The 23162-nt window shown below is 55.6% G+C and carries 21 protein-coding genes; 10 read left to right on the top strand and 11 right to left on the bottom strand.

All coding sequences use genetic code 11. From position 1 onward, the window contains the following. From QZ197_RS05910 to QZ197_RS05920, 3 genes are all read left to right on the top strand, one after another. On the top strand, nucleotides 1-1139 hold a 1139-nt coding region (locus QZ197_RS05910), incomplete at its 5' end, for a hydantoinase/oxoprolinase family protein (protein ID WP_296430953.1). 4 nt (nucleotides 1140-1143) lie between these two features. Next, complete coding sequence (locus tag QZ197_RS05915) at nucleotides 1144-2853, top strand: hydantoinase B/oxoprolinase family protein (RefSeq protein WP_272146228.1); 1710 nt, start codon at nucleotides 1144-1146, stop codon at nucleotides 2851-2853. A 34-nt stretch (nucleotides 2854-2887) separates the two neighbouring features. Continuing rightward, a complete protein-coding gene (locus QZ197_RS05920) occupies nucleotides 2888-3661 on the top strand; it encodes an aldolase/citrate lyase family protein (protein WP_272146237.1) in 774 nt (257 codons plus the stop codon). A gap of 3 nt (nucleotides 3662-3664) precedes the next feature. Here the strand turns inward: QZ197_RS05920 and xylB are convergent, their stop codons facing one another. Together xylB and QZ197_RS05930 are read right to left on the bottom strand one after the other, a co-directional pair. Beyond that, entirely contained in the window at nucleotides 3665-5116 is a 1452-nt protein-coding gene (gene xylB / locus QZ197_RS05925) for a xylulokinase (RefSeq protein ID WP_296430954.1), read from the bottom strand. 81 nt (nucleotides 5117-5197) lie between these two features. Then, nucleotides 5198-5755 carry a TetR/AcrR family transcriptional regulator gene (locus QZ197_RS05930; protein WP_272146233.1) on the bottom strand — a complete coding sequence of 186 codons (558 nt, stop codon included), beginning with the start codon at nucleotides 5753-5755 and terminating at the stop codon, nucleotides 5198-5200. 220 nt (nucleotides 5756-5975) lie between these two features. On the opposite strand from QZ197_RS05930, the gene QZ197_RS05935 reads away from it, so the two are divergent. Both QZ197_RS05935 and QZ197_RS05940 read left to right on the top strand, forming a co-directional pair. After that, nucleotides 5976-6509, top strand: a complete 534-nt coding sequence (locus QZ197_RS05935) for a hypothetical protein (protein WP_272146235.1) — start codon at nucleotides 5976-5978, stop codon at nucleotides 6507-6509. 352 nt (nucleotides 6510-6861) lie between these two features. Next, nucleotides 6862-7980, top strand: coding sequence for a beta-ketoacyl-ACP synthase III (locus QZ197_RS05940; RefSeq protein WP_296430955.1), 1119 nt, complete (start codon nucleotides 6862-6864; stop codon nucleotides 7978-7980). A gap of 81 nt (nucleotides 7981-8061) precedes the next feature. On the opposite strand, the gene arsH is transcribed toward QZ197_RS05940, so the two are convergent. Both arsH and QZ197_RS05950 read right to left on the bottom strand, forming a co-directional pair. Next, nucleotides 8062-8754, bottom strand: coding sequence for an arsenical resistance protein ArsH (arsH, locus tag QZ197_RS05945; RefSeq protein ID WP_296430967.1), 693 nt, complete (start codon nucleotides 8752-8754; stop codon nucleotides 8062-8064). Nucleotides 8755-8774: 20 nt separating this feature from the next. Further along, on the bottom strand, nucleotides 8775-9227 hold the full coding sequence (locus QZ197_RS05950; protein WP_296430956.1) for a hypothetical protein: 453 nt from the start codon (nucleotides 9225-9227) through the stop codon (nucleotides 8775-8777). A 272-nt stretch (nucleotides 9228-9499) separates the two neighbouring features. Between QZ197_RS05950 and QZ197_RS05955 the strand changes: the two genes are divergently transcribed. Then, nucleotides 9500-10099 carry a thymidine kinase gene (locus QZ197_RS05955; RefSeq protein ID WP_296430957.1) on the top strand — a complete coding sequence of 200 codons (600 nt, stop codon included), beginning with the start codon at nucleotides 9500-9502 and terminating at the stop codon, nucleotides 10097-10099. A 47-nt stretch (nucleotides 10100-10146) separates the two neighbouring features. On the opposite strand, the gene QZ197_RS05960 is transcribed toward QZ197_RS05955, so the two are convergent. After that, nucleotides 10147-12339 carry a primosomal protein N' gene (locus QZ197_RS05960; RefSeq protein WP_296430968.1) on the bottom strand — a complete coding sequence of 731 codons (2193 nt, stop codon included), beginning with the start codon at nucleotides 12337-12339 and terminating at the stop codon, nucleotides 10147-10149. An 83-nt stretch (nucleotides 12340-12422) separates the two neighbouring features. Between QZ197_RS05960 and fsa the strand changes: the two genes are divergently transcribed. From fsa to QZ197_RS05980, 4 genes are all read left to right on the top strand, one after another. Then, the gene (gene fsa, locus QZ197_RS05965; protein ID WP_296430958.1) at nucleotides 12423-13076 is read left to right on the top strand and encodes a fructose-6-phosphate aldolase; all 654 of its coding nucleotides are present in this window, start codon (nucleotides 12423-12425) and stop codon (nucleotides 13074-13076) included. Between the two features lie 150 nt (nucleotides 13077-13226). Continuing rightward, complete coding sequence (locus QZ197_RS05970) at nucleotides 13227-13922, top strand: DUF484 family protein (protein WP_296430959.1); 696 nt, start codon at nucleotides 13227-13229, stop codon at nucleotides 13920-13922. A 4-nt stretch (nucleotides 13923-13926) separates the two neighbouring features. Beyond that, nucleotides 13927-14841, top strand: a complete 915-nt coding sequence (locus QZ197_RS05975) for a tyrosine recombinase XerC (RefSeq protein ID WP_296430969.1) — start codon at nucleotides 13927-13929, stop codon at nucleotides 14839-14841. A 43-nt stretch (nucleotides 14842-14884) separates the two neighbouring features. Continuing rightward, nucleotides 14885-15580: a CDP-alcohol phosphatidyltransferase family protein gene (locus QZ197_RS05980; RefSeq protein WP_296430960.1), complete on the top strand. Its 696-nt coding sequence runs from the start codon at nucleotides 14885-14887 to the stop codon at nucleotides 15578-15580. Here the strand turns inward: QZ197_RS05980 and QZ197_RS05985 are convergent. From QZ197_RS05985 to rpsD, 6 genes are all read right to left on the bottom strand, one after another. Next, entirely contained in the window at nucleotides 15577-16026 is a 450-nt protein-coding gene (locus QZ197_RS05985; RefSeq protein ID WP_296430961.1) for a methylated-DNA--[protein]-cysteine S-methyltransferase, read from the bottom strand. The genes QZ197_RS05980 and QZ197_RS05985 overlap by 4 nt on opposite strands. A 24-nt stretch (nucleotides 16027-16050) precedes the next feature. Then, on the bottom strand, nucleotides 16051-18948 hold the full coding sequence (gene ileS / locus QZ197_RS05990; protein WP_296430962.1) for an isoleucine--tRNA ligase: 2898 nt from the start codon (nucleotides 18946-18948) through the stop codon (nucleotides 16051-16053). Nucleotides 18949-19171: 223 nt separating this feature from the next. Further along, the gene (locus QZ197_RS05995) at nucleotides 19172-20095 is read right to left on the bottom strand and encodes a prephenate/arogenate dehydrogenase family protein (RefSeq protein ID WP_296430963.1); all 924 of its coding nucleotides are present in this window, start codon (nucleotides 20093-20095) and stop codon (nucleotides 19172-19174) included. Further along, complete coding sequence (hisC, locus tag QZ197_RS06000) at nucleotides 20095-21180, bottom strand: histidinol-phosphate transaminase (RefSeq protein ID WP_296430964.1); 1086 nt, start codon at nucleotides 21178-21180, stop codon at nucleotides 20095-20097. The genes QZ197_RS05995 and hisC overlap by 1 nt, the downstream gene beginning before the upstream one ends. Nucleotides 21181-21259: 79 nt before the next feature. After that, the gene (locus QZ197_RS06005) at nucleotides 21260-22588 is read right to left on the bottom strand and encodes an MmgE/PrpD family protein (RefSeq protein ID WP_296430965.1); all 1329 of its coding nucleotides are present in this window, start codon (nucleotides 22586-22588) and stop codon (nucleotides 21260-21262) included. A 155-nt stretch (nucleotides 22589-22743) separates the two neighbouring features. After that, nucleotides 22744-23162, bottom strand: a 419-nt coding sequence (gene rpsD, locus QZ197_RS06010; RefSeq protein ID WP_296430966.1) for a 30S ribosomal protein S4, incomplete at its 5' end; no start/stop codon positions are given.

The following is a 23162-nucleotide window of genomic DNA, read 5'->3' on the forward strand; positions in this document are numbered from 1 at the left end:
GAACGTACCGGTTCAAAAAGGGGTCAGGCATGCCGATATCGATCCCCGTGATTGATATGGTCGAAATTGGCGCGGGTGGAGGATCACTTGCCCATGTTGATGCGATGCGCCAAATCCGCGTCGGGCCTGAAAGTGCCGGATCAGAACCTGGGCCCGCGTGCTATGGGCGCGGTGGTGCCAAACCCGCGGTAACGGATGCCGACCTTGTGCTGGGCAAGCTTGATCCTGATAATTTTGCAGGCGGGTCGATGACCCTAAATGCCGCGTCTTCGGCTAAGGCGCTGACGGATGTGCTGGGCGATGTTCTGGACATGGATGCCGCGACCTCTGCGTTTGGTTTGGCAGAAGTCGTCGATGAAAACATGGCAAATGCCGCCCGTGTTCATGCCGTTGAAAACGGCGAGGACCTGTCAGAGTATACGATGATCGCTTTTGGTGGTGCGGCCCCTCTGCATGCCGGACGGTTGTGCGAAAAACTGGGTGTGAACCGCTTGCTGGTGCCGCAAGGCGCTGGTGTCGGTTCTGCCATCGGATTTTTGCGCGCACCATTCTCATTCGAGGCAAACCGCTCTGTTTATATGACGCTGGCGGGTTTTGACCCAGAAAAGATCAAGGCATTGCTGACCGATCTGCAGTCAGAGGCCACAGGGTTTGTGCGCAACTGCGACGCCACCAGCCCGATCTTGTCGGAATTCAAAGTCTACATGCGCTATTCAGGCCAAGGCTGGGAAATCCCGATCACCTTGACCCAAGAGCAGGCGATGAACCCCGATGTCACAACTTTTCAAGACCGCTTTGTCGAAGACTACGTCAAGCTATTTGGCCGCGCGGTTGCAGGCATGGATATCGAGATCACCGTCTGGTCCGTGAATGCCACAACGCCGCCAGAAACTGTGCCGCGCGTAACCGAAGACGCAGGATCAAGTGCCGCCGCCGTCCACGGCGACCGCAATTTGTTCGACCCTGCCCTTTCCGATTTCGTCAAAGCGAGCGTTGTGCTGCGTGATGACATGATTGTTGGCGCAATTGCGCAGGGGCCTGCTGTGATAACCGAAGACGAAACTACGATTATCGTCCCTTCCAGCTTTGTTGCGGTGCGTCAGCCTGACGGCTGTATTGATCTGCGGCGCAAAGGATAAAACCATGGCAAAAGAACATTCTCAAGTTGCCTATCAGGTCATGTGGAACCGGTTGATCTCGGTCGTGGAAGAACAGGCGCAAGCGCTTGTGCGCACTGCGTTTTCGACATCTGTGCGCGAAGCAGGAGATCTATCCGCAGGGGTTTACGATCTGCAAGGTCAGATGCTGGCGCAAGCGGTCACAGGCACACCCGGGCATGTAAACGCGATGGCCGATGCTGTCGCGCATTTCATCTGGCGCATCGGACGAGAGAACATATTCGAAGGCGACGTTTATATCACAAACGACCCTTGGGAAGGCACGGGACACCTTCACGATATTACCATGGTCAGCCCGTCTTTTCACCGTGGCCAGTTAGTCGGCTTTTTCGCCTGTACTGCACATGTCGTCGACATCGGCGGGCGTGGCTTTGGCGCGGACGCGGCAAGCGTGTACGAAGAAGGCCTGTATATCCCGATCATGAAGTTCGCTGAACGAGGACAGGTCGACCAAACATTGGTCCGGATCGTGCGCGGCAATGTGCGTGAACCCGATCAGTTGATTGGTGACATCTATGCACTGGCAACCTGCAACGAGATTGGGCATCGCCGCCTGATCGACATGATGCAGGAATTCGACCTCGCGGACCTGGGCGGCATCGCCAGTTTCATACTTGAAAACTCGCGCCGTGCCACGCTGGAACGGATTGCAGCGCTGCCACGGAAATCCGCGGATGGTGAACTGATCGTTGACGGCTTCGACAAACCGATCACGCTAAAGGTTAAAGTAACGATCCATGAAGACCGGATCGTGTCAGACTTTACAGGCACATCAGGCTTGGACAAAAAAGGCATCAATTGCCCGCTTGTCTATGCAAAGGCCTATGCTTGCTACGCATTGAAGGTCGCAATTGCGCCCGAAATACCCAACAACGCCGCCTCTCTTGCGCCATTCGAGATTGTCGCACCGGTCGACACGATCGTGAACGCTGTCCACCCTGCGCCCGTAGCCCTGCGTCATATCGTCGGACATTTTGTCCCTGATGCAGTGTTCAACGCCTTTGATCAGATTGTGCCGGGATTGGTCCCTGCCGAAGGCGCAGGTTGTTTGTGCAACTTCCAAGTCTCGCTGCGCCCCTGCAGTGACGCCCCTGCTTCCGCAAATGCACGCCGCTCTGAGGTTTTGACATTCAACTCTGGTGGGTCTGGCGCGCGGCCTGAATTTGATGGTTTAAACGCAACCGCATTCCCGTCTGGTGTGATGACCATGCCAGTCGAGGCGACAGAACACGCAGGCCCAGTGATTATCTGGCGCAAGGAACTGCGCCCTGATTCCGGCGGTGCGGGCAAACAACGCGGCGGACTTGGGCAATATATGGAAGTCAGCGCGCGTGAAGGCTATGAATTTGACTTCCAAGCAATGTTCGACCGCGTCGATCATCCTGCTTTGGGCAGACGCGGCGGCGGCGCAGGTGCCCCCACAACAATCGCCCAAGACGACGGGTCAAAGATGAACGGAAAGGGCAAGCAATTCGTGGCTCACGGGCGGCGCGTTGTGATGGCGTTTCCGGGCGGTGCAGGTTACGGCGATGCCAGTGAACGCGATTTATCAGCGATCAAACGTGACCTCGCTCGCGGCTATGTCTCGGTGCAATCGGCGGCCGATGACTACGGTTTGAGTGCGTCTGACATTGCAATCGTTCAGGCGGCCATTGCCAAAGGCGAAGACCTTTGAGCGCACCGTTGATCATAAAAAGGGTAGTGCTGCGATGAAATTGGCGCAAAACAAATTCACCCATGCAATTGCTGCAGGTGACAAACAAATCGGCCTTTGGATTTCATTGGCCAGTCCATTTGTAGCAGAGGTCACCGCCCCTGCCGGATATGACTGGGCTTTGATCGATATGGAGCACTCGCCCAACGACTATTTCACCGTCTTGGGCCAGTTGCAGGCATTTGCCGCAACATCAACGACAGCGATTGTGCGCCCTGAATGGAACAATCCGGTGATTGTGAAAAGGCTGTTGGATTTAGGGGCTCCGGGGCTGTTGTTCCCGATGATCCAGACGGTCGAAGAAGCACAAAAAGCCGTGTCTGCCACCCGTTACCCGCCGCACGGCGTCCGCGGTGTATCAGGGGCGACGCGTGCCACAAAATTTGGCCGTGTTTCGGACTACGTCGCACGAGTTGGGCATGAGACGACAGTGATCGTGCAATTGGAAACCGCCGCAGCCGTTGGTCGCGCGATTGATATTGCAAGCGTTGACGGTGTATCTGGGGTCTTCTTTGGACCTGCCGATATTGCCGCGGACATTGGGCTGGTCGGGCAACTTATGCATCCCGATGTTTGGGGCCTGATCAAGCCAGCAGCGCAGGCGCTCATCGCCAAAGGCATCCCCGTTGGCACGCTGGTGATGGATACTGCGTTTGCAGCAGAGTTACTGAATGACGGGTTTACATTTGTCGCTTGCGCGTCCGATAGCTCTCTACTTGCCAAGGCGTCTGATGCGGCACTTGCCGCCGTGAAAGATGCTTTGGAATAGCCACTACTGAATTGATTTTATTGCAGGGTATGCGGCTTTGAAGGCGGCATAGGCGTCATCATACTGATCACGCATTGCCAAATTAGGCACAATCGTCTGGCGGATCTCAGGGGCGGTCATCACGTCTTCAACGCAGGCCCCACCGGACGCTACCTGACCTAGCCGCGCAGCCCCAAGTGCCGCGCCAAATTCGCCACCACCTGGCAGGCCAATCGGCAGATCAAGCACTGTCGCAAGCAATTCCACCCAGTATTGCGAGGCTGTTCCGCCGCCAATTGCGACGATCCGGTCAAGCTTTGCATCGGTCGCCTTCAGCGCCTCAAGGCTATCGCGAAGACCAAAGGACACGCCTTCAATAACTGCCGCAGCCATTTCTTTAGGGCCAGTATTCACGTCCAGTCCCGTCAGGCTGCCACGAATATGGACGTCATTGTGCGGTGTCCTTTCGCCTGAAAGATACGGCAAAAACCGCACTTTCGACGGTGGCGCAAGCGTCGTGCCCAATGCGCCGGTCAAGGCTGACGGGCTGCGTCCTGTCACCCTGCCCAACCAATTCAAACTATCTGTCGCCGATAACATCACGCCCATTTGGTACCAGCGATCAGGGACCGCATGGCAAAACGTATGGACGGCTGTTTCGGGCGCTGGATTGCAGCCGTCTCTGGCCGCCATCAAGACACCGGATGTACCCAATGATATAAAGCCCTGCCCTTCATTCATGGCCCCGATCCCGCACGCCGCCGCAGCGTTGTCACCCGCGCCACCCGCAATCGAGACCGTGTCCTTGAGCCCCCAACGCACCGCAAGTTCAGGACGAAGCTGGCCTGCGGCGCCAGCCCCTTCGACCAAACGCGGCATTTGGTCTTTGCGCATATGGCTGACATCCAACAGGTAATCAGACCAATCGCGGGCAGCCACATCCAACCACGATGTGCCCGCGCTATCAGACATGTCAGACACGTACTCACCCGAAAGATAGTGATTAAGGTAGGCCGCTGGCAGCAACACTTTGTGCACCTTTGCGAACGTATCCGGTTCATGCGCACGGACCCATTCAAGCTTGGGCGCAGTAAATCCCGCAAAGACGATGTTGCCAGACATTTCGCGCACGTTTTTAGTTTGATCCAAACGAGCAGCTTGCGCGCTCGACCGGGTATCATTCCACAAAATGCACGGGCGCAAAACGGCGCCCTTTTCGTCGACAAGCGTCGCGCCATGCATGTGACCCGCGACACCGATTCCCTTGATATCTTGAAACTGCGGAAACGCGGCCCGCAATTCCAAAACGGCATCTTCAAGTGCTGCAATCCACGCTGATGGATCTTGTTCTGACCAGCCAAGGTTAGGATGGGAGGCCGTGTATTGGCGGACAGCAGACCCGATAGCGTCACCTTTTTCATCAATCAGCAATGCGCGCAGTCCTGAGGTGCCAAGGTCGATGCCAAGATATGTCATGTGAGTGCCTTTTGGGTTCTATACGCAGCAAACGCATATTTGAATTTTGACTTTGTGTTCCATGCCGCCCGAGAAGCCAAGTTAGTCTTTGGGATCCAATAGAACAGATAATGCCAGCGCAAACACCGCTTTGGGGTCTTCACCGCGCGCGCGGTGATCAAGCGCCAATCCGATTTGCGCATGAAGATATTGGGCGCCCAACGCAATCGGAGTTGTTCCGGTCCACGCACCGGACGCGCGCCCTTGCGCCAACAGATCGGTATACGCATTGATCGCCATGCTTTCCATTTCAGCAATCAATGCTTGGGTCTGATCCCCCAACTGCGGTTTTACTGCGCGCATTTTGACAAAAAGGCAGCCCCTTTCATGCGCGACATCTTCGGCGGCCAAACGCGCTATCTCGGTTACTTTGTTGGTAAAACTGCCCGCGCCTCCAATAACTCCAAGCACTTGCGCTAACACGCACTGCGCGTAATTTTCCAATGCGGCACAGGTCAGCCCATCGTCGTTTCCAAACTCGCGGTAGACCGACGGTTTAGATACACCAGCACGCTGGCAGATCGTGTTGAGCGACACATTCGTCGGGCCTTCATCCCAGTAGGCATGCATCGCAATGTCCAAGACATCGGCCTTATTCAACGTCTTGGGTCGCCCCCTGGGTGCTTTTTGCGGCTCTTTACTCAATTAATATACCAGTCAGTATTTATTTATTGACAGAATGTCATTTCTATTTGTACCACTTGGTATGTAAAGGTGCAATCACTGGATTGAGAGGCTTGTAGGCGCGGTTCGTTTCACCCTCTCATCGCAATCTCAAAAATGGCGGGCCATTTGACCGTTCATACAAAAGGACCAAGACATGACCGAACTGACCATTTCTACGATGGCGATCGTTCTTTTGATCGTGCCATTTCTTGTCCACGGGATTGAGGTGCTATGGCCGATGCAATCACGTTGGGTGGTGAATTGGGTCCTGCCGTTCTTTGCGCCGATGCTGCCCAGCCGCGGCAGGGCGATTTTACGTGCCGAGCAAATTGTGATGCTTGACGCCGCGCTTGATGCGGCCCCCGCCGACAAGAAACGCGCCGCCCAAGACTATGTCTTTTTGCTGCTGTTCGAGCAACGCCAAGGCGCGATTTGCTTTACGGCGGTAGCCGGCGGGGCACTCTATGGCCTGACCTTGGGCCTTCCTGACCGCGACGCATTGCATTTTGTTTTCGGATCTATCGCGGTGTTGATGATGCTTGCGAACGCAAATCAGGCCGGGATGCCCGGCTTTGGCAACCACCCTAAAGTATCCCGCAATGGCAAGCATGTAGGGTTTGTTTTCACGCCATTCTGGGTGATCGCCACGGCGCTAAACGTCTTAGGTTTTTCCTATGCTGTGGCTTAGTGTTCATCGTGTGCATTCCCAACGGCGGTCCAAGTGAAGCCCAAATACGCTGCCGGATTTTTGAGAAAAGCACTTTGCTGGAACTGGATTTGTCCGAGTTTAATGCACCTCATTTACGCGTACTCAGGGCTGCGAAGGAAATAGATCTTGGAGCATTGTTAGGCGCACCACATCACCGATCAAAATAGTGGCTAATATTCTGTTAAACCTCAAGATTTGGGCCTGTCCGACCTCGCCGTCCATATAAACGCGCCAAGCCCCCACGATCTTCCCTTACGTCACCCCGCCCCTCCCCTTGGTAGACATGATCCATCATTGCGCCGTAATGTGTCGCCAACCAAAGAGGTCGCACATGCATAACGTCGCCATCACCGGAACCGGTGTTTTCACTCCGACGCAGGTCATCACCAACGATGAACTTGTCGCTGCGTTCAATGCCTATGCGGACCAGTTTAATTCTGAAAACGCTTTTGAGATCGCGGCAGGCGACGTCACGGCGATCCCCCATTCGTCCAGCGACTTTATCCTCGCAGCCTCTGGTATTAAGCAGCGTTATGTCTTGAACAAAGATGGCATTCTGGATCCTACCCGTATGTTCCCCAAACTGCCCGCCCGCCCAGACGACGCCCCCGGCTACATGGCCGAAATCGGTGTTGATGCGGCGCAAAAGGCGCTCTCGGCGGCTGGTGTTGATGCGGCCGATGTCGATTTGGTAATTTGTGCAGCATCCAACATGGAACGTGCCTACCCCGCCGTTGCCGTTGAAATACAACAGTTTTTGGGCGCGGGCGGATTTGCTTTTGACATGAACGTCGCCTGTTCAAGTGCTACCTTTGGCATTCAAACAGCGTCTGACATGATCCGCTCCGGCTCTATCCGGCGTGCGCTGGTGATCAATCCTGAGATCTGCTCGGCGCACCTCGAATGGCGCGACCGCGATTGTCATTTCATCTTTGGCGATGTGGCCACAGCCACGCTGCTGGAACGTGACCAAGACTTGACGGGGCCGCATTTCAAAGTGCTGTCCACCCGCTGTGCCACGCAGTTCAGTAATAATATCCGCAACAATAACGGATACTTGCGCCGTACACATGACCAAATGGAAGACCGCCGCGACATGCAGTTCATGCAAAACGGGCGTAAGGTATTCAAAGAGGTCCTGCCGCTGGTCAGCAAGCATATTGCCGATCATCTTGCGGATACCGGCGTAGCTGCAAGTGATCTGAACCGACTGTGGCTGCATCAGGCCAACAAGACCATGAACGATTATATCGGCAAAAAAGTTCTGGGACGCACGCCTGATCCGCACGAGCAGCCCAATATCCTGCAAGACTATGCCAACACGTCTTCGGCTGGATCGATCATTGCATTTTCGCAAAATTCAGATGATCTTACGGAGGGTGCCAAGGGGCTGATTTGTTCGTTCGGGGCCGGATATTCTGTCGGGTCAGTACTGCTCGAACGCGCGTAAAGGGCTCCGAATGAAAATCACCTTAGCACTCGCCGTCTTGCTAACAATGTCAGCCTGTGGCGTGCCATTTGTTCCGCTGATTTAACTGGAGACGCGTTTGTGTACGTCTTCCAGTGTCTCGACCCGCTCTGAATATCGGTCGGTCAACATGGAACTTCGGTGCCGCGTCATCACGGTAAAACGCGCCAATTCCTCCATCACATCAACGATACGGTTATAAAGCGGGGATGGCTTCATGCGTCCGCCGTCGAACTCTTTCCATGCCATTGGGACAGAGGACTGATTGGGGATCGTGATCAACCGCATCCAACGGCCCAAGATGCGCATCTGGTTGACCGTGTTGAAAGACTGCGACCCGCCACTGACCTGCATCAAAGCAAGCGTCTTGCCTTGGGTCGGCCGCACCCCGCCAATCGGCGACAGCGGCAGCCAATCGATCTGGGTTTTCATGATGCCCGTCATTGCGCCGTGACGTTCGGGGCTGGACCAGACCATCCCTTCGGACCAAAGCGCCAACTGACGCAGTTCGGCCACCTTGTGATGATCCGCGTCTGCATCATCCGGCAAGGGCAGTCCCGAAGGGTTATAAAATCTCGTTTCGCAGCCCAGCGCGCGCAAGACCCGCGCACCTTCTTCGGCACACATCCGCGAATAACTGCTTTCGCGTAATGACCCATATAGCAGCAAGATACGTGGCGCATGGGTCGGCGCGTCAGGACCAGCCAATGCAGCAATGTCTAACGGCGCAAGTGCACCAGCCACAAGATTGGGCATATCTAAGGCATCGTCGGACACTATCCGTTCTCTTCGAGGTGCAATTTCATTTCGATCAAGACCTGCTGCAACGCGGTCGTTTCACGCAGCAGGCGCTTTGCTTCGTTAATCGAAATCACACCATCCGCGATCGACAGGTTGTATTCAGCCATCAACAAGGCAAACCGTTGGCTTAGCTTGATGACATCGGTGTTAATTTCACCTTCTTCTGTGTTGGCGCCCGACTTGTCATAGGACACGGTCGCGCCACGCAGCTCTGCCAAAGCACCCGTGACATGCGGATATTTCGCAGCCGCCTCGAGTGCGGCAACCGCGTCAACTGGCATGAAACGATCTGAATGTTCGTCATTGTCCGAATAATAGCGCCCAAGCGTTGCCTTGGATTTTCCGGTCAGTTCGCAGGCAGCTTCAATGCCAACGTCCTTCACCAATGCCTCGGTGTGTTTCTTAAGATAACTACCGTAACCCGCCATACGTGTACTCCGTTGTCCTACTCTGCCCTCAAGGGAGGGGAAATCGCGCTCTCTATTCCCATTAAATCGGAACGTCGCAGATGTCATTCATAAACCTGTCCCGTGTGCTGGGATGACGTAACGAGTTCTTATGCTAGCTGGCATAATTTGGTTTTGGATCGCGATCCGCTTACCTTTCCCAAGGGCCTAGCGCCCAAGGTTTCATTGCATGGCGGTTTCGCCATTGGGCGCTGGTCTTGCCAAAAGGGCAACACCAGCGCTAATGACGGGCTATGGCAAAACTGTATTTCAATTACTCCACCATGAACGCGGGCAAATCGACCGTACTTTTGCAGGCGTCCCATAACTATATTGAACGTGGGATGCAGACCTATCTGTTGATTGCACGGTTTGATGATCGTGCAGGCACTGGCCGGATTGGCAGCCGAATCGGCATTGGGGCGCAGGCCGACACCTTCGGGGCAGAAGATGATCTGTTCGAAATGATAGCCGCCCGCCTGAACGAAGCACCATGCGCGTGTGTTTTCTTGGACGAGGCGCATTTCATGACCCCAGACCATGTCTGGCAGCTTGCGCGCGTTGTCGATGATCTGAACGTGCCGGTAATGACTTACGGCCTAAGGGTCGATTTCCGCGGCAGGCTTTTTCCTGCCTCTGCATCGCTACTCGCTTTGGCGGATGAAATGCGCGAAGTCCACACGATCTGTCATTGCGGCAAAAAGGCGACGATGGTGGTGCGCAAAGACGAAGACGGCAATGTGCTGGCTGCAGGTGATCAAATCGTGGTTGGCGGAAACGAGCGTTACGTCTCACTTTGCCGCCGTCATTGGCGCGAAGAAATGGGCGACTTCGCCGATCCAAACGCCAACTAAACCCCAATCATCTTGCCCTTAAAACTCCCGCCGGAGGCTCCTGCCCACTAATAAAAACTCTGCGGGTCAATATCGATCGCCATGCGCAGATTATGCGGCAATCTGAACTGCGCCGCCCACTTGGTCAGTGCCTGTTGCAGCGGCGCCGACTTTTCTGCCTTCACCAACAACCGCACACGATGACGCCCGCGAACCCGTGCAATCGGTGCCGGGGCAGGTCCATAAACCTGCGCACCGATCTGACGCAGCGGCCCGTCCATGCGCGCCATTTCGGCCCCCAAATCAAAGACTTCTTGGACGTTGGGACTGCTTAAGATGATCCCAGCCATGCGCCCGTATGGCGGCACACCAGCCGCTTTGCGTTCTTCAGCCTCGGCCTTCCAAAAGCTTTCTTCATCGCCGGCCAAAATAGCACGGATGACCGCGTGTTCAGGTTGATAGGTCTGCAACAATGCCTCACCGGGGGTTTCGGCGCGCCCAGCGCGCCCTGCAACTTGGCGCATCAATTGGAACGTTCGTTCCGCGGCGCGCAGGTCTGACCCTTGCAAGCCAAGATCCGCATCGATCACCCCCACAAGCGTCAAGAGCGGGAAGTTATGCCCCTTGGCGACCAACTGTGTGCCAATAATGATGTCGGTACCGCCCCGCGCAATGTCCTCGATATGTGCCTTCATCGCGCGCGCAGACCCGTACAGGTCAGACGACAGCACCGCGACCCGCGCATTGGGGAACAGTGCCGTGACCTCTTCACCCATACGCTCGACGCCTGGACCAACTGCGCTCATCCGGTCATCGGCTTCGCAATTGGGACAGACGGTTGGCATTGGCTTCGTCTCACCGCATTGATGGCACATCAGGCGTTTCAGAAACCGGTGTTCAACCATCCGCGCGTCACAATGATCGCAACCAATCTGATGCCCGCAAGCACGACATAGCGTGATTGGCGCATAGCCACGACGGTTCAAGAAGATTAGCGATTGCTCACCCTTCTCTAACCTATCTTGGATCGCACCGCGCAAGGTGGGTGACACCCAAGACCCACCAGGCAAATCCTCGGCGCGCATATCAATAGCGGCCATCTTGGGCATCACGGCAGCACCAAACCGCGATGTAAGCTCCAGTCGCGTGTATTTGCCCGCATCGGCATTGGCCCAACTTTCCAAGCTTGGCGTCGCCGACGCTAGCACCACTTGCGCACCGTTGATCGCCGCACGCAGTACCGCCATATCGCGGGCATTATAAAGCACGCCGTCTTCTTGTTTGTACGACGTGTCATGTTCTTCATCGACCACGATCAGGCCCAAGTCTTGGTAAGGTAAAAACAGCGCAGATCTTGCCCCCACGACCATCTGCGCGTCCCCTTGGCCGACCATGCGCCAACAACGGCGCCGTTCGGTCATGGTGACACCTGAATGCCATTCGGCAGGTTTCATCCCAAATCGGGCTTCTACGCGACTGATAAATTCGCCGGATAGCGCGATTTCGGGCAATAACACCAAGGCTTGGCGGCCCATACGCAAACATTCAGCTACAGCCTCAAGATACACTTCGGTTTTGCCGGAACCGGTGACCCCTTTCAGTAAAGTCGTGCTATAACTACCGCTGCGCAACGCAGTCCGAAGCGCTTCGGCACCGGCTGCTTGATCAGCACTCAACTCCTTGCCGCCATAGTCCGCATCAAGGGCGGGATAAGGCGTATCGCGCGGGGCTTCTTCTTCGGAAACGGCACCGAGTTTGACCAAACCCTTAACGACAGATGTGCCAACACCTGCCATTTCGGCCACTTCGCCTAAGGTAAACGACAGGCCGCCGTAGTCACGCAGAACACCCAAGACCTTCTCTCGAGCATCGGTCATGCGTGCAGAGGTCTTGTCGCCAAGGCGGTAAACTTTGCGCATTGCTTGCGCGTCTCCCAAGCCCGGCGCGCGGGTCGCCAAACGCAACATCGCACTCAGCGGGGTCAGCGTGTATTCAGCCGCACGGGTCAAAAACGCGTGCATCTCTTCACGCATTGGGGCCACATCAAGGATACGGATCACAGACCGGATTTTGGCGCGGTCATAGTCGCCCTTGCCCGGCCCCCAAACAACACCCAGCACTTTGCGCGGCCCCAGCGGAACTTCGACAAATGCACCAAGGTGACAGCCGCCCTCGGGTGCTTTGTAATCCAACACCCGGTCAAGCGGCTGGGCGGTGAGAACACCGACTAAATCACCTTCGTGGAAAAAGCTGTCTGTCATCGCCGCCTTAAAGGGTTTCCGCTTCACCTTTGATCAGGTAAACGCTGGGGCAGCAAACACCAACCCGCATCCGGAGTGAAGACATGAAGTTTTTCGTAGACACCGCAGAAATCGACCAGATCAAAGAACTCAACGACCTTGGTATGGTCGACGGGGTCACTACAAACCCGTCGCTGATTGCAAAATCAGGCCGCAATATCTTGGAAGTCACCAAAGAAATTTGCGATCTGGTATCCGGCCCCGTGTCCGCAGAGGTCGTCGCGTTGGACGCTGAAACAATGCTGGCCGAAGGCCGCAAGCTGGCCAAAATCGCTGACAACATCGCGGTCAAAGTGCCGTTGACGTGGGCGGGCCTACAGACCTGCAAAGCCCTGACTGACGAAGGCATCATGGTTAACGTGACGCTGTGCTTCTCAGCAAACCAAGCCCTGCTGGCCGCAAAAGCAGGCGCCACATTCATCAGCCCGTTCATCGGCCGCTTGGACGATCTGAACCTTGATGGTCTGGACCTGATCGAAGACATCCGCACGATCTATGACAACTACGGGTTTGAAACAAACATCCTTGCCGCCTCAATCCGGTCGGCTAACCACATGAGCGATTGTGCGAAAATCGGTGCCGACGTAGCGACAGCGCCACCAGCCGTGATCAAAGCGATGGCAAACCACATGCTGACTGATAAAGGTTTGGCCGGTTTCATGGCAGATGTCGAAAAAGCTGGCATTAAAATCCTGTAAGCCAACGCACGTATGGTGGATCATGATCCACCATACACAAACGCGCGGTAGGGCAATTGTGCCACGCCGCGCGACACTCCCGAAAAAATCCTGCGACAAGCCCCCCGCCACTCTGCTAACTTACAAAAAAACAAAGAGCAGAGCAGGCAAATGGATACGACAGTTATGGCTGATGACCTTCGTGAGAAGATCATCGCAAACCCCGATGTATTGTTAGAAGACGTTGACGTCATGCGCGCCCTTGTGGGTGCCAATGATGAAAACCAAGGCGGCAATGTCGTCGATCTGCGCGCGATCGCGATGGACCGCTTAACCGCGCGCTTTGACCGGCTTGAGGACACTCACCGTACTGTGATTGCAGCCGCTTATGACAATCTTGCAGGCACCAATCAGGTCCACCGAGCGATCTTGCGCATGATGGATGCGGACACATTCCCGCAGTTTTTGACTGACCTGAGTGGTGAAGTGGCCGACATCTTGCGCGTCGATGCCATTCGCCTTGTGCTTGAAAGCACCGATCCCGACGCCTTGACCAACAACGCTGAAACCGTGGCCGTGATGCCTGAAGGCTATGTCGACGGCTATATCACTTTGGGCCGCAACATGCCCGCCCGTCAGGTTACATTGCGTGAGTTCCAGAAAATCGGCGGCAGCCTTTACGGTGAACGCGCGCCCTACATCAAAACCGAAGCATGCCTGAAGGTCGATCTAGGCCCTGACCGGATGCCCGCGATGCTCGTGATGGGCAGCGAAGACCCGCATCTGTTTACAGCACAGCAAGGAACAGACCTTTTAACGTTCTTTGCAGGCGTGTTTGAACGCGTTGTGCGGCGGTGGTTGGCCTGATCAAATGATCTCGGCGGCCCTAACAGACAAGTTGTCAAAATGGCTTGATCATCAGCGTGCGCTAGCTGGCGCCGCTGAAAATACGGTCAAAGCCTATCAAACGGACGTCTTGGGGTTTCTTGGCTTTATGACCACACACAACGGAGAAGCACAGGGTCTAGGCCCGATCGCACGCGTGACAGTGCGTGATATGCGGGCATGGATGGCACATGAACGCGGACGCGGAGTTGGTGCACGGTCATTGGCGCGGTCATTGTCTGCGGTCAAATCATTCTATCGCTGGCTGTCTGAACGCGAAGGGTTTGAGCCCACAGCGGTCTTATCCACCCGCGCGCCCAAATTTCAACGCAAACTGCCCCGCCCGCTGGAGGTCCAAGCGGCGTCCGACATGATCGACAGGGTCGAGCTGCAGTCAAGCGAACCTTGGATCGCGGCGCGGGATACCGCAGTGGTTACCTTGCTTTACGGGTGTGGTTTACGGATATCAGAGGCGCTGGCCCTGACTGGTGCGGACATTCCATTGCCTGAAGTGCTGCGCATCGTCGGCAAAGGCGGCAAAGAGCGTATCGTTCCAGTGATTGCCCCTGCACGCGATGCTGTTGCGGCCTACGTAAAGCTTTGCCCGTACCCATGCACCAATCACGAACCGATCTTTCGCGCAGTGCGCGGCGGCGTCCTTTCGCCGCGCGTAATTCAAAAAGTCATGGAGCAATCCCGCATGCAGCTTGGCCTGCCAGCAACTGCAACTCCGCATGCGATGCGTCATTCCTTTGCCACGCATCTGCTGGCCGCTGGCGGTGATTTGCGCACCATTCAAGAGTTGTTGGGCCACGCATCTCTGTCAACGACCCAAGCCTACACAGCCGTAGATGCAGCACATCTGATGTCAGTCTACGCGCGCGCGCATCCGAAGGCCTGAAAATCCGATTGCCCTATTTCATATTTTGGATCATGACACTGCGATGACCTTACGCACCAAAGCCCTTCTTGTTCACCTGCTGACCGCCACAGGTGCAGTATTCGCAATGCTCGCCATGTTAGCCGCCGTTCAAGAACAGTGGAGCATGATGTTTCTTTGGCTCGTGATTGCCTTTTTCGTTGATGGCATCGATGGGCCCCTTGCGCGCCGCTATGACGTTAAAACGAATGCGTCGGAATTCGATGGTGTCCTTTTAGACCTAATCATTGACTATCTGACTTACGTCTTCGTCCCCGCCTATGCATTGTTCAAGTCAGGGCTTTTGCCGGGCTGGACGGGTTGGTTTGTGATTATCATAATTACTTTCACGTCTGCCCTTTATTTTGCTGACACCCGCATGAAAACAAAGGACAATTCGTTCTCTGGCTTTCCGGGGTGCTGGAACATGCTGGTGCTTGTAATCTTCGCGCTACAGCCAAACTTCTGGGTGTCCGTGTTGTTGGTCGTCAGTCTGGCGATCACGATGTTTATGCCATTGAAGTTTGTTCATCCCGTCCGCACAGAGCGTTGGCGCAACGTCACATTGCCGATGGCATTGGCATGGACAATCTTTGCTGGTTGGGCCGCTTGGGTTGATTTTTACCCCAACAGTTGGGCGCTTTGGGGTTTGACCCTGACGTCTGTTTACTTGCTTTTTGCAGGTGTCGCCCAGCAGATCATTCCTGCGCGCAAGGCCTAGATCAACAAGCCAGCGGCACCTTCTAGCTTAAGCAAAGCAACTTTCGCCTCAATGCCACCCATGCCTGAATAACCGCCCAAGCCGTTTGCGCCTAATACGCGGTGACATGGAATGATGATTGCGATCGGATTGGCCCCGCAGGCCTGCCCAATTGCTTGCGCGGACACGCCCAGTTCTTGCGCTAAATCGCCGTAGGTGCGGGTCTCGCCGTACGGGATCGCACTGAGCGCCGCATAAAAGCATTGCTGGAACGGGCTGCCCTTTGGGGTCACAGGGGTTTGAAATTTCTTCAGATCACCTGCGAAATACGCGGTCATCTCATTGCTTATCTGCTGGTGCAACGGGCCTTTGGTCAGGTTCCCTGCATGCCCCCAGATCAGCTCTGTAATTGCACCGTCAGCAGCATTTGCCCCCAACGGACCAACAGTCGAGGACTGGCAAATCATCGGATCATCGCCAGCCTCATTTGCTTAACCTAGCGCCGCGTTACAGCGCTCGCAGACGCCTTCATGAGCATGAGTGCCCACGTCAGGCAGTATTTTCCAGCAGCGCTGGCATTTTTCGCCTTCCGCACGCGCAAAGACGACGGCCACATCAGGGACGTCATCCAGACCGAACGCACCTTCTGGGGCCGCGTCAGTCGACACAAAAATCCCAGACGTGATGCACAGATCATCAAAGCTAACCGTTTCCAGCAGCTTCGCAGTTTCCGCGCTCACATGCACTGTTGGTGCAGCTTCCAACGATGCGCCGATCACCTTAGCTGTCCGCTCAACCTCAAGCGCGCCAGTCACAACACGGCGCACTTTGCGCACTTCGGCCCATTTTGCGGCCAGTGCTGGATCATGCCAAGCAGTTGGTGTTTCGGCAAAATCCTCAAGATGGATTGAGCTTTCGTCGCCCGCGAACCGCTCTAGCCAGACTTCTTCCATGGTAAATGTCAGCATAGGTGCCAGCCATTTTGTAAGGCGGTGGAAAACGATATCCAGCACTGTGCGCGCGGCGCGGCGGCGGGTCGTATCGCCGTCGCAATAAAGCGCATCCTTGCGGATATCAAAATAGAACGCCGACAACTCCACGGTTGCAAAGGTAAAGACAGCTTGGAAAACGCCTTGGAAATCATACTTTGCGTAGCCTTCACGCACTTGCACGTCCAACTCGGCCAGACGGTGCAAAACCCAACGCTCAAGCTCTGGCATGTCACTAGCTTCAACGCGATCAGCTTCGGTAAAATCAGAAAGCGAACCCAGCATAAACCGCAGCGTGTTGCGCAAACGGCGATAGCTATCAGCGACACCTTTCAGGATTTCGTCACCAATGCGCAGGTCAGCGGTATAGTCAGACTGTGCCACCCAAAGGCGCAGAATATCCGCGCCATATTGGTTGATTACCTGCTCGGGGGCGATGGTGTTTCCGACAGATTTGGACATCTTCATGCCCTTCTGATCCAGCGTGAAACCATGGGTCAGAACGCCACGGTAAGGGGCATGACCCATCGTGCCACAGGCCTGCAACATCGACGAATGGAACCAACCACGGTGCTGGTCGGTGCCTTCAAGATAAAGGTCCGCCATACCATCCGTCGATCCGTCTGGACGGTCGCGCAGCACAAACGAATGGGTCGAACCACTGTCAAACCAGACGTCCAAAATATCAAAGGTCTGCACGTAATCATCGTGGTTCACATCGTTGCCCAAGAACCGCTCTTTTGCGCCATCCTTGTACCATGCGTCAGCGCCTTCGACCTCGAACGCCTCAAGAACACGGGCGTTCACGGCTTCGTTGCGCAGCAAGTAATCAGGATCAGTGGGCTTGGTGTCTTTCTTGACAAAGCATGTCAGCGGCACACCCCACGCACGTTGGCGCGACAACACCCAATCAGGGCGCGCTTCGATCATGGAATACAAACGGTTGCGGCCCGTTTTCGGAGTCCACGTCACCAATTCGTCGATTGAACGCAACGCACGTTCACGGATTGTCGTGCCATACGTGTCCTGTCCGTCGCCAACCGCTTTGTCGATTGCGGCAAACCACTGCGGGCGGTTCAAACGGATAACAGGTGCCTTTGAACGCCATGAATGCGCATCAGAAATAGTGATCCGTTTGCGCCCGAGTAAGCGGCCAACTTCGATCAATTTAGCGATAACAACCTTGTTCGCGCCACCGGGTTTACCGTTCGATTTCAGGATCGCTTCGCCTGCAAAGAACGGCAAATCAGCGCGGTAAGAACTGTCATCAAGAATGTTATATGTCATCGGCAAGCCATGCTTGACCCCGATCGCATAGTCATCGTCACCGTGACTAGGTGCCGTGTGCACAAAGCCGGTACCGGCGTCATCGGTCACGTGATCACCGGGCAAAAGCGGGACGTCAAAGTCCCACTCGGCGTCAGCGCCTTCGGTCCCGTTCAATGGATGGGCACAGATCAGCTGCGCCAATTCTTCCGGCGTCACGTCACGCAAACGGCGATACATGCTGCTATCCAAACGCGCGGCTTCAAGCGTGTCTTCGGCCAAGTTATCAGCCAGCAACAGGCGCTCGCCGATAGTCGCCCAACATTCCTCTGGACGGCCAGTGATTTCATAAAGGCCATAGCTGATGCTAGGTCCAAAACAGATCGCGCGATTTTGCGGGATCGTCCAAGGCGTCGTCGTCCAGATCACAACTTTTGCACGCTCAAAGCCCTCGGGCCCTTTGGTGCAAGGAAACTTGACCCAGATCGCATCGGATTGACGGTCGTGATATTCGACCTCGGCTTCGGCCAACGCCGTCTTTTCCACAGGTGACCACATCACCGGCTTGGAGCCATGATAAAGTGTGCCGTTCATCAAGAACTTCTGGAATTCTTCGGCGATTACACGTTCTGCGTGGAAATCCATTGTCAGGTACGGATCGGCCCAGTTGCCGGTGATCCCAAGTCGCTTGAATTCCTCGCGCTGGATATCCACCCAGCCTTCGGCAAACTTGCGGCATTCCTGACGGAAATCCACGACATTTACATCGTCCTTATCGCGGCCTTTGGCGCGGTATTTCTCTTCGATCTTCCATTCAATCGGCAGACCGTGGCAGTCCCAACCGGGCACGTAGCGGGCGTCACGGCCCATCATTTGCTGGCTGCGCACAACCATATCCTTGAGGATTTTATTCAGCGCGTGACCGATGTGCAGATGACCGTTCGCATAGGGCGGACCGTCATGCAGCGTAAAGGGTTTCCGCCCTTCTGCCTTGGCACGCAGCTTGTCGTAAACCCCGATTTGCGCCCAGCGGGCTAGCCAATCGGGTTCGCGCTTGGGCAATCCTGCACGCATTGGGAAATCGGTCTTGGGCAGGTTCAAAGTTGATTTATAGTCGGTTGTCTCGGCGCACATTTGCGGCGTCCTCTCGGCAGTCATATGGGAATAAAACGAAGGGGCGGTGCGCACACGCGGACACCTGTTCCCGGCAGGCGTGAACGATTACGCCGCCGGGCAAATAATGCTTATGATCATCTGCCGCAACATAGCGGCGTTATAGGGCGGCACCGCGACAGGGTAAAGCCTCCACTTGATCATCACCTTGCCGCGCACTGCTGGACGCAAAAGCGCCGCCAACTTAGTCTTTGCGAGGATTGCTACGACCAAAATTAGGGGCGTCGGTATCCTGGCCCGCTTCAATAATGCCGCGCCGAATGGCGCGTGTGCGGGTAAAGTAGTCATGCAAATGATCACCGTCACCCTGACGAATGGCCCGCTGCAACGCGAATAGTTCTTCGGTAAAACGACCAAGCACTTCCAACGTCGCTTCTTTGTTGTTCAAGAATACATCCCGCCACATAACCGGATCAGACGCAGCGATCCGCGTGAAATCACGAAAACCCGCAGCCGAATACTTGATGACTTCGCTATCCGTCACACGCCCCAAATCATCAGCAACGCCAACCATTGTGTAAGCAATCAGGTGCGGCGTATGGCTGGTTACCGCCAACACAAGATCATGGTGCTCTGCGTCCATCTCATCCGTCTTGGACCCCATCCCAACCCAAAGCTGCGACAGACGGTCCACGGCGGAACGATCTGCATTTTGCGCGGGAACAAGAATGCAATACCGGTTGTCAAAAAGCTCTGCAAATCCTGAACGCGGGCCAGAGTGCTCGGTTCCCGCCAGTGGGTGTGCCGGAATAAAGTGAACACCATCAGGGATATATGGGCCAACTGCGTCGATTACAGTGCGCTTGACTGAGCCCACATCACTGACCGTTGCACCGTGTTTCAGTGCTGGTGCAATTTCGCGCGCGACTGCCTCCATTGCACCAACGGGCACGCAAAGAACGACCAAATCAGCATCTTTCACCGCCTCTGCGGCGCTATCAAAAACATGATCACAAAGGCCAATTTCGCGGGCGATTTCGCGGGTTTCGGACGATCGTGCATAGCCGACAATTTCGCCAACCAGCCCTGCGCGCCGCATAGCATGACACATGGACGACGCAATCAGACCAAGCCCGATCAGCGCCACGCGGTCATATACCTGCGCCATCAAGCAGCCCCTTTGAATTGCGCGATTGCATGGGCCACACGGCGGCACGCGCTTTCATCACCAACGGTAATGCGCAAGCAATTGGGCAAACCGTATCCTGCAACTTTGCGCACGATGATCCCTGCCTCGCGCAAATGTTCGTCACACGCGCTTGCCTCGGCCTCGTCTGTGAAACGCGCCAGAATGAAATTTGCGGTCGACGTGTCGGAAGGCACACCCAATTTAGCAAGCGCATTTGCCAGCCAATCGCGCCACCGTGCGTTTTCAGTCCGGCATTTTTCTGTGTGTTCGGTATCACGTACAGCCGCTTCTGCGGCGGCAAGTGCGGCTGCAGACAAATTAAACGGGCCACGAATGCGGTTGAGCACATCAATCACAGCTTGTGGGCCGTAGCCCCAGCCAATGCGCATGCCACCCAGCCCGTAGATCTTTGAGAATGTACGCGACATAAAGACGTTGTCGCGACTCTCGACCAAGGCTTTGCCTGCATCAAATCCGTCAACGAATTCTGCGTACGCCCCGTCCAACACCAACATTGCTTGGGACGGCAGACCTTCGGCAAGGCGCGCGACTTCGGCAGTGCCGATCATTGTGCCGGTTGGGTTCGCCGGGTTGGCAATGAAAACCAGTTTCGTTTTCGTCGTGCACGCAGCTAGAACCGCATCCACATCGACCACACGTTCGTTTTCTGCCACCACAACCGGCGTAGCCCCGACCGAATTCGCGTAAATCGGATACATAGAGAACCCATGCTCGGTGAAGACAATCTCGTCGCCCGGCCCTGCGTAGGCTTCGGCCAATAGCTTAAGCACGTCACCTGACCCGACCCCGCAAACGATACGTGCGGGATCAACGCCCCAAACATCACCGATCGCAGTACGCAGGGCAGCATGATCGGTTGATGGATAGCGATGCAAATCATGCGTCGCCCGCACGACCGCTTCTTTTGCAGCGTCACTTGGCCCCAACGGGTTTTCATTTGAGGACAGTTTGAGAACGTTGCGCACGCCATCCAAATGGGACGCACCGCCAACATAAAGTGCGATGTCCAAAATACCCGGTTGAGGTTTAATGCTATTTGCCATGTCAGGTCCGTCTTTTATCGTTTGACCTGTTCTAGCGACCCACCAAGGTCAATGCCAGAGCCAACGTCGCACCTAAGGCCTAAGGATCGGCCTGCTGGCCATGTGCGACATGATTGACTGGACCCGATAGCGCCGCGAATAGCACATTTCCGTCAAAACTGTCCAAACCCATAACAATCTCAACAATGCTTTTTGCCCGCGCCGCGCCAATGGCGGGGATCGCGAAGGCTGCGAACTTTGCCACCAGTTCGTCCGAGGTCGGCGGTGTGGTGTGTTCCCATTTGGGTTCCGTCCATTCGCTTTGCCGCGTGGTCCCATCTTGCAAAACCAACGTGACGCGCGCATAGCGCCGCAAGGGAAAGGCCGCGTTTGCGTGATCTACTTCGACCATTTTGATGGCTTTGGACAGGCGAACGACCGCAGGGTCATGCAATGCCTGACCAATCAGATCGCCGACGTCAATTTTGCCACGCACGGCAGCAACAGCCACAGGGAACGACGTTGAGTATTGCGCCTCTTCCGTGGTTTGCGGCGTGGCGCAGGCAAGGCGGATCGCCTGATGAAACGTCGCGATCTCGATCTCTGCGATATCTGTTGCAACAAGGTTATGTTCTGTCCGCAGTGCCAAAACCGCCTCGACGGGGGCCTGTGCCCAGCGACAGATCGGATAGGGCTTGAAATACTGCTCTCGCAGGTACCAATGTTGTCCCAGATCAGCCCAGACGTCCGGTTGTTCTTCGACTGTGATTGCGGGGGCGCCGCTGAATCCCGCCTGCGCCAGCCGCGCTGCTGACACACCACACATCGCCCCCCAGCCTGACCCGTCCTTGAGCATGGTTGGGTGATCAATCACACGCATCATCTGGCTACGCGGTCCGTGGTATTCCGCGATGCCCAAGGCGTGGCGGGTGGTCTCGGGGTCCAGCCTTTGCAGCCGCGCACTGGCCGCAGCGGCTGCAACCGCGCCCCAACTGCCAGACGTATGATAATCGGGCACGCTGCCATGTTGGGCGATGCTACAGCGCGCCCCGAATTCGTACCCCATTGCAAGTGTGGTCAAAATCTCTTTGCCAGTGGCCGTCGCGGAATTGACCAACACCGCAGGCCAAAGGGGGCAGCCGATATGCCCTTTGGCGGGATTAAACCCATCATGTGCATCTATGCTATCGATCGTCATTCCATAGGCCAGCGCCACCCCCGTCGCCGAGGCCGTCTGATCGTCAAATGGTAGCCGGATCGGGCCATGATGTTCCGCCGCCGCATAGGCATGAATAATCCGCGACAGATGCGTTTGTCGGCCTGCGATTCCAACGCCAATTAGATCAAGCAAACACAGCTTCGTTCTGTCTTGCACATCGGCAGGTAGGTCGTCCCACTGCAGGTCATGGATGAAAGCCAAGGGTGTCATAGTAGCAGTCTTTGCGTTTTTGGCAGGTGTGGCCCAAACGTTTGCGACATGTAGAAGCTTATTTCATATTATTGCATCGCGCATGAAAAAGGCCGCCCAATTCAGGGCGGCCTTGAATACTTTTGCAAACATTGCAGTCGGCGGGATGGCGAAGATTAGTTCTTCGCGTAGAATTCCACGACGAGGTTTGGTTCCATCGCAACCGGATAAGGCACATCGCCCAATGTAGGTGTACGTGTGAACGTTGCCGTCATTTTGTTGTGGTCAACTTCCATGTAGTCAGGAACGTCGCGCTCTGGCAGCTGTGTTGCGACCAAAACCAGCTCTAGCTGCTTGGACTTCTGACGCACTTCGATGATGTCGCCTTCTTTAACGCGGTAGGACGGGATGTTGACCCGCTGGCCGTTCACTGTGACGTGTCCGTGGTTCACGAACTGGCGCGCGGCAAAAACAGTTGGCACGAACTTGGCGCGGTAAACAACAGCGTCCAAACGACGCTCCAGCAGACCAATCAGGTTCTCACCTGTATCGCCTTTTACACGCTCGGCTTCGCCGAAGATGCGGCGGAACTGCT

Source organism: Yoonia sp. (assembly GCF_017854415.1).
Lineage (GTDB): Bacteria > Pseudomonadota > Alphaproteobacteria > Rhodobacterales > Rhodobacteraceae > Yoonia.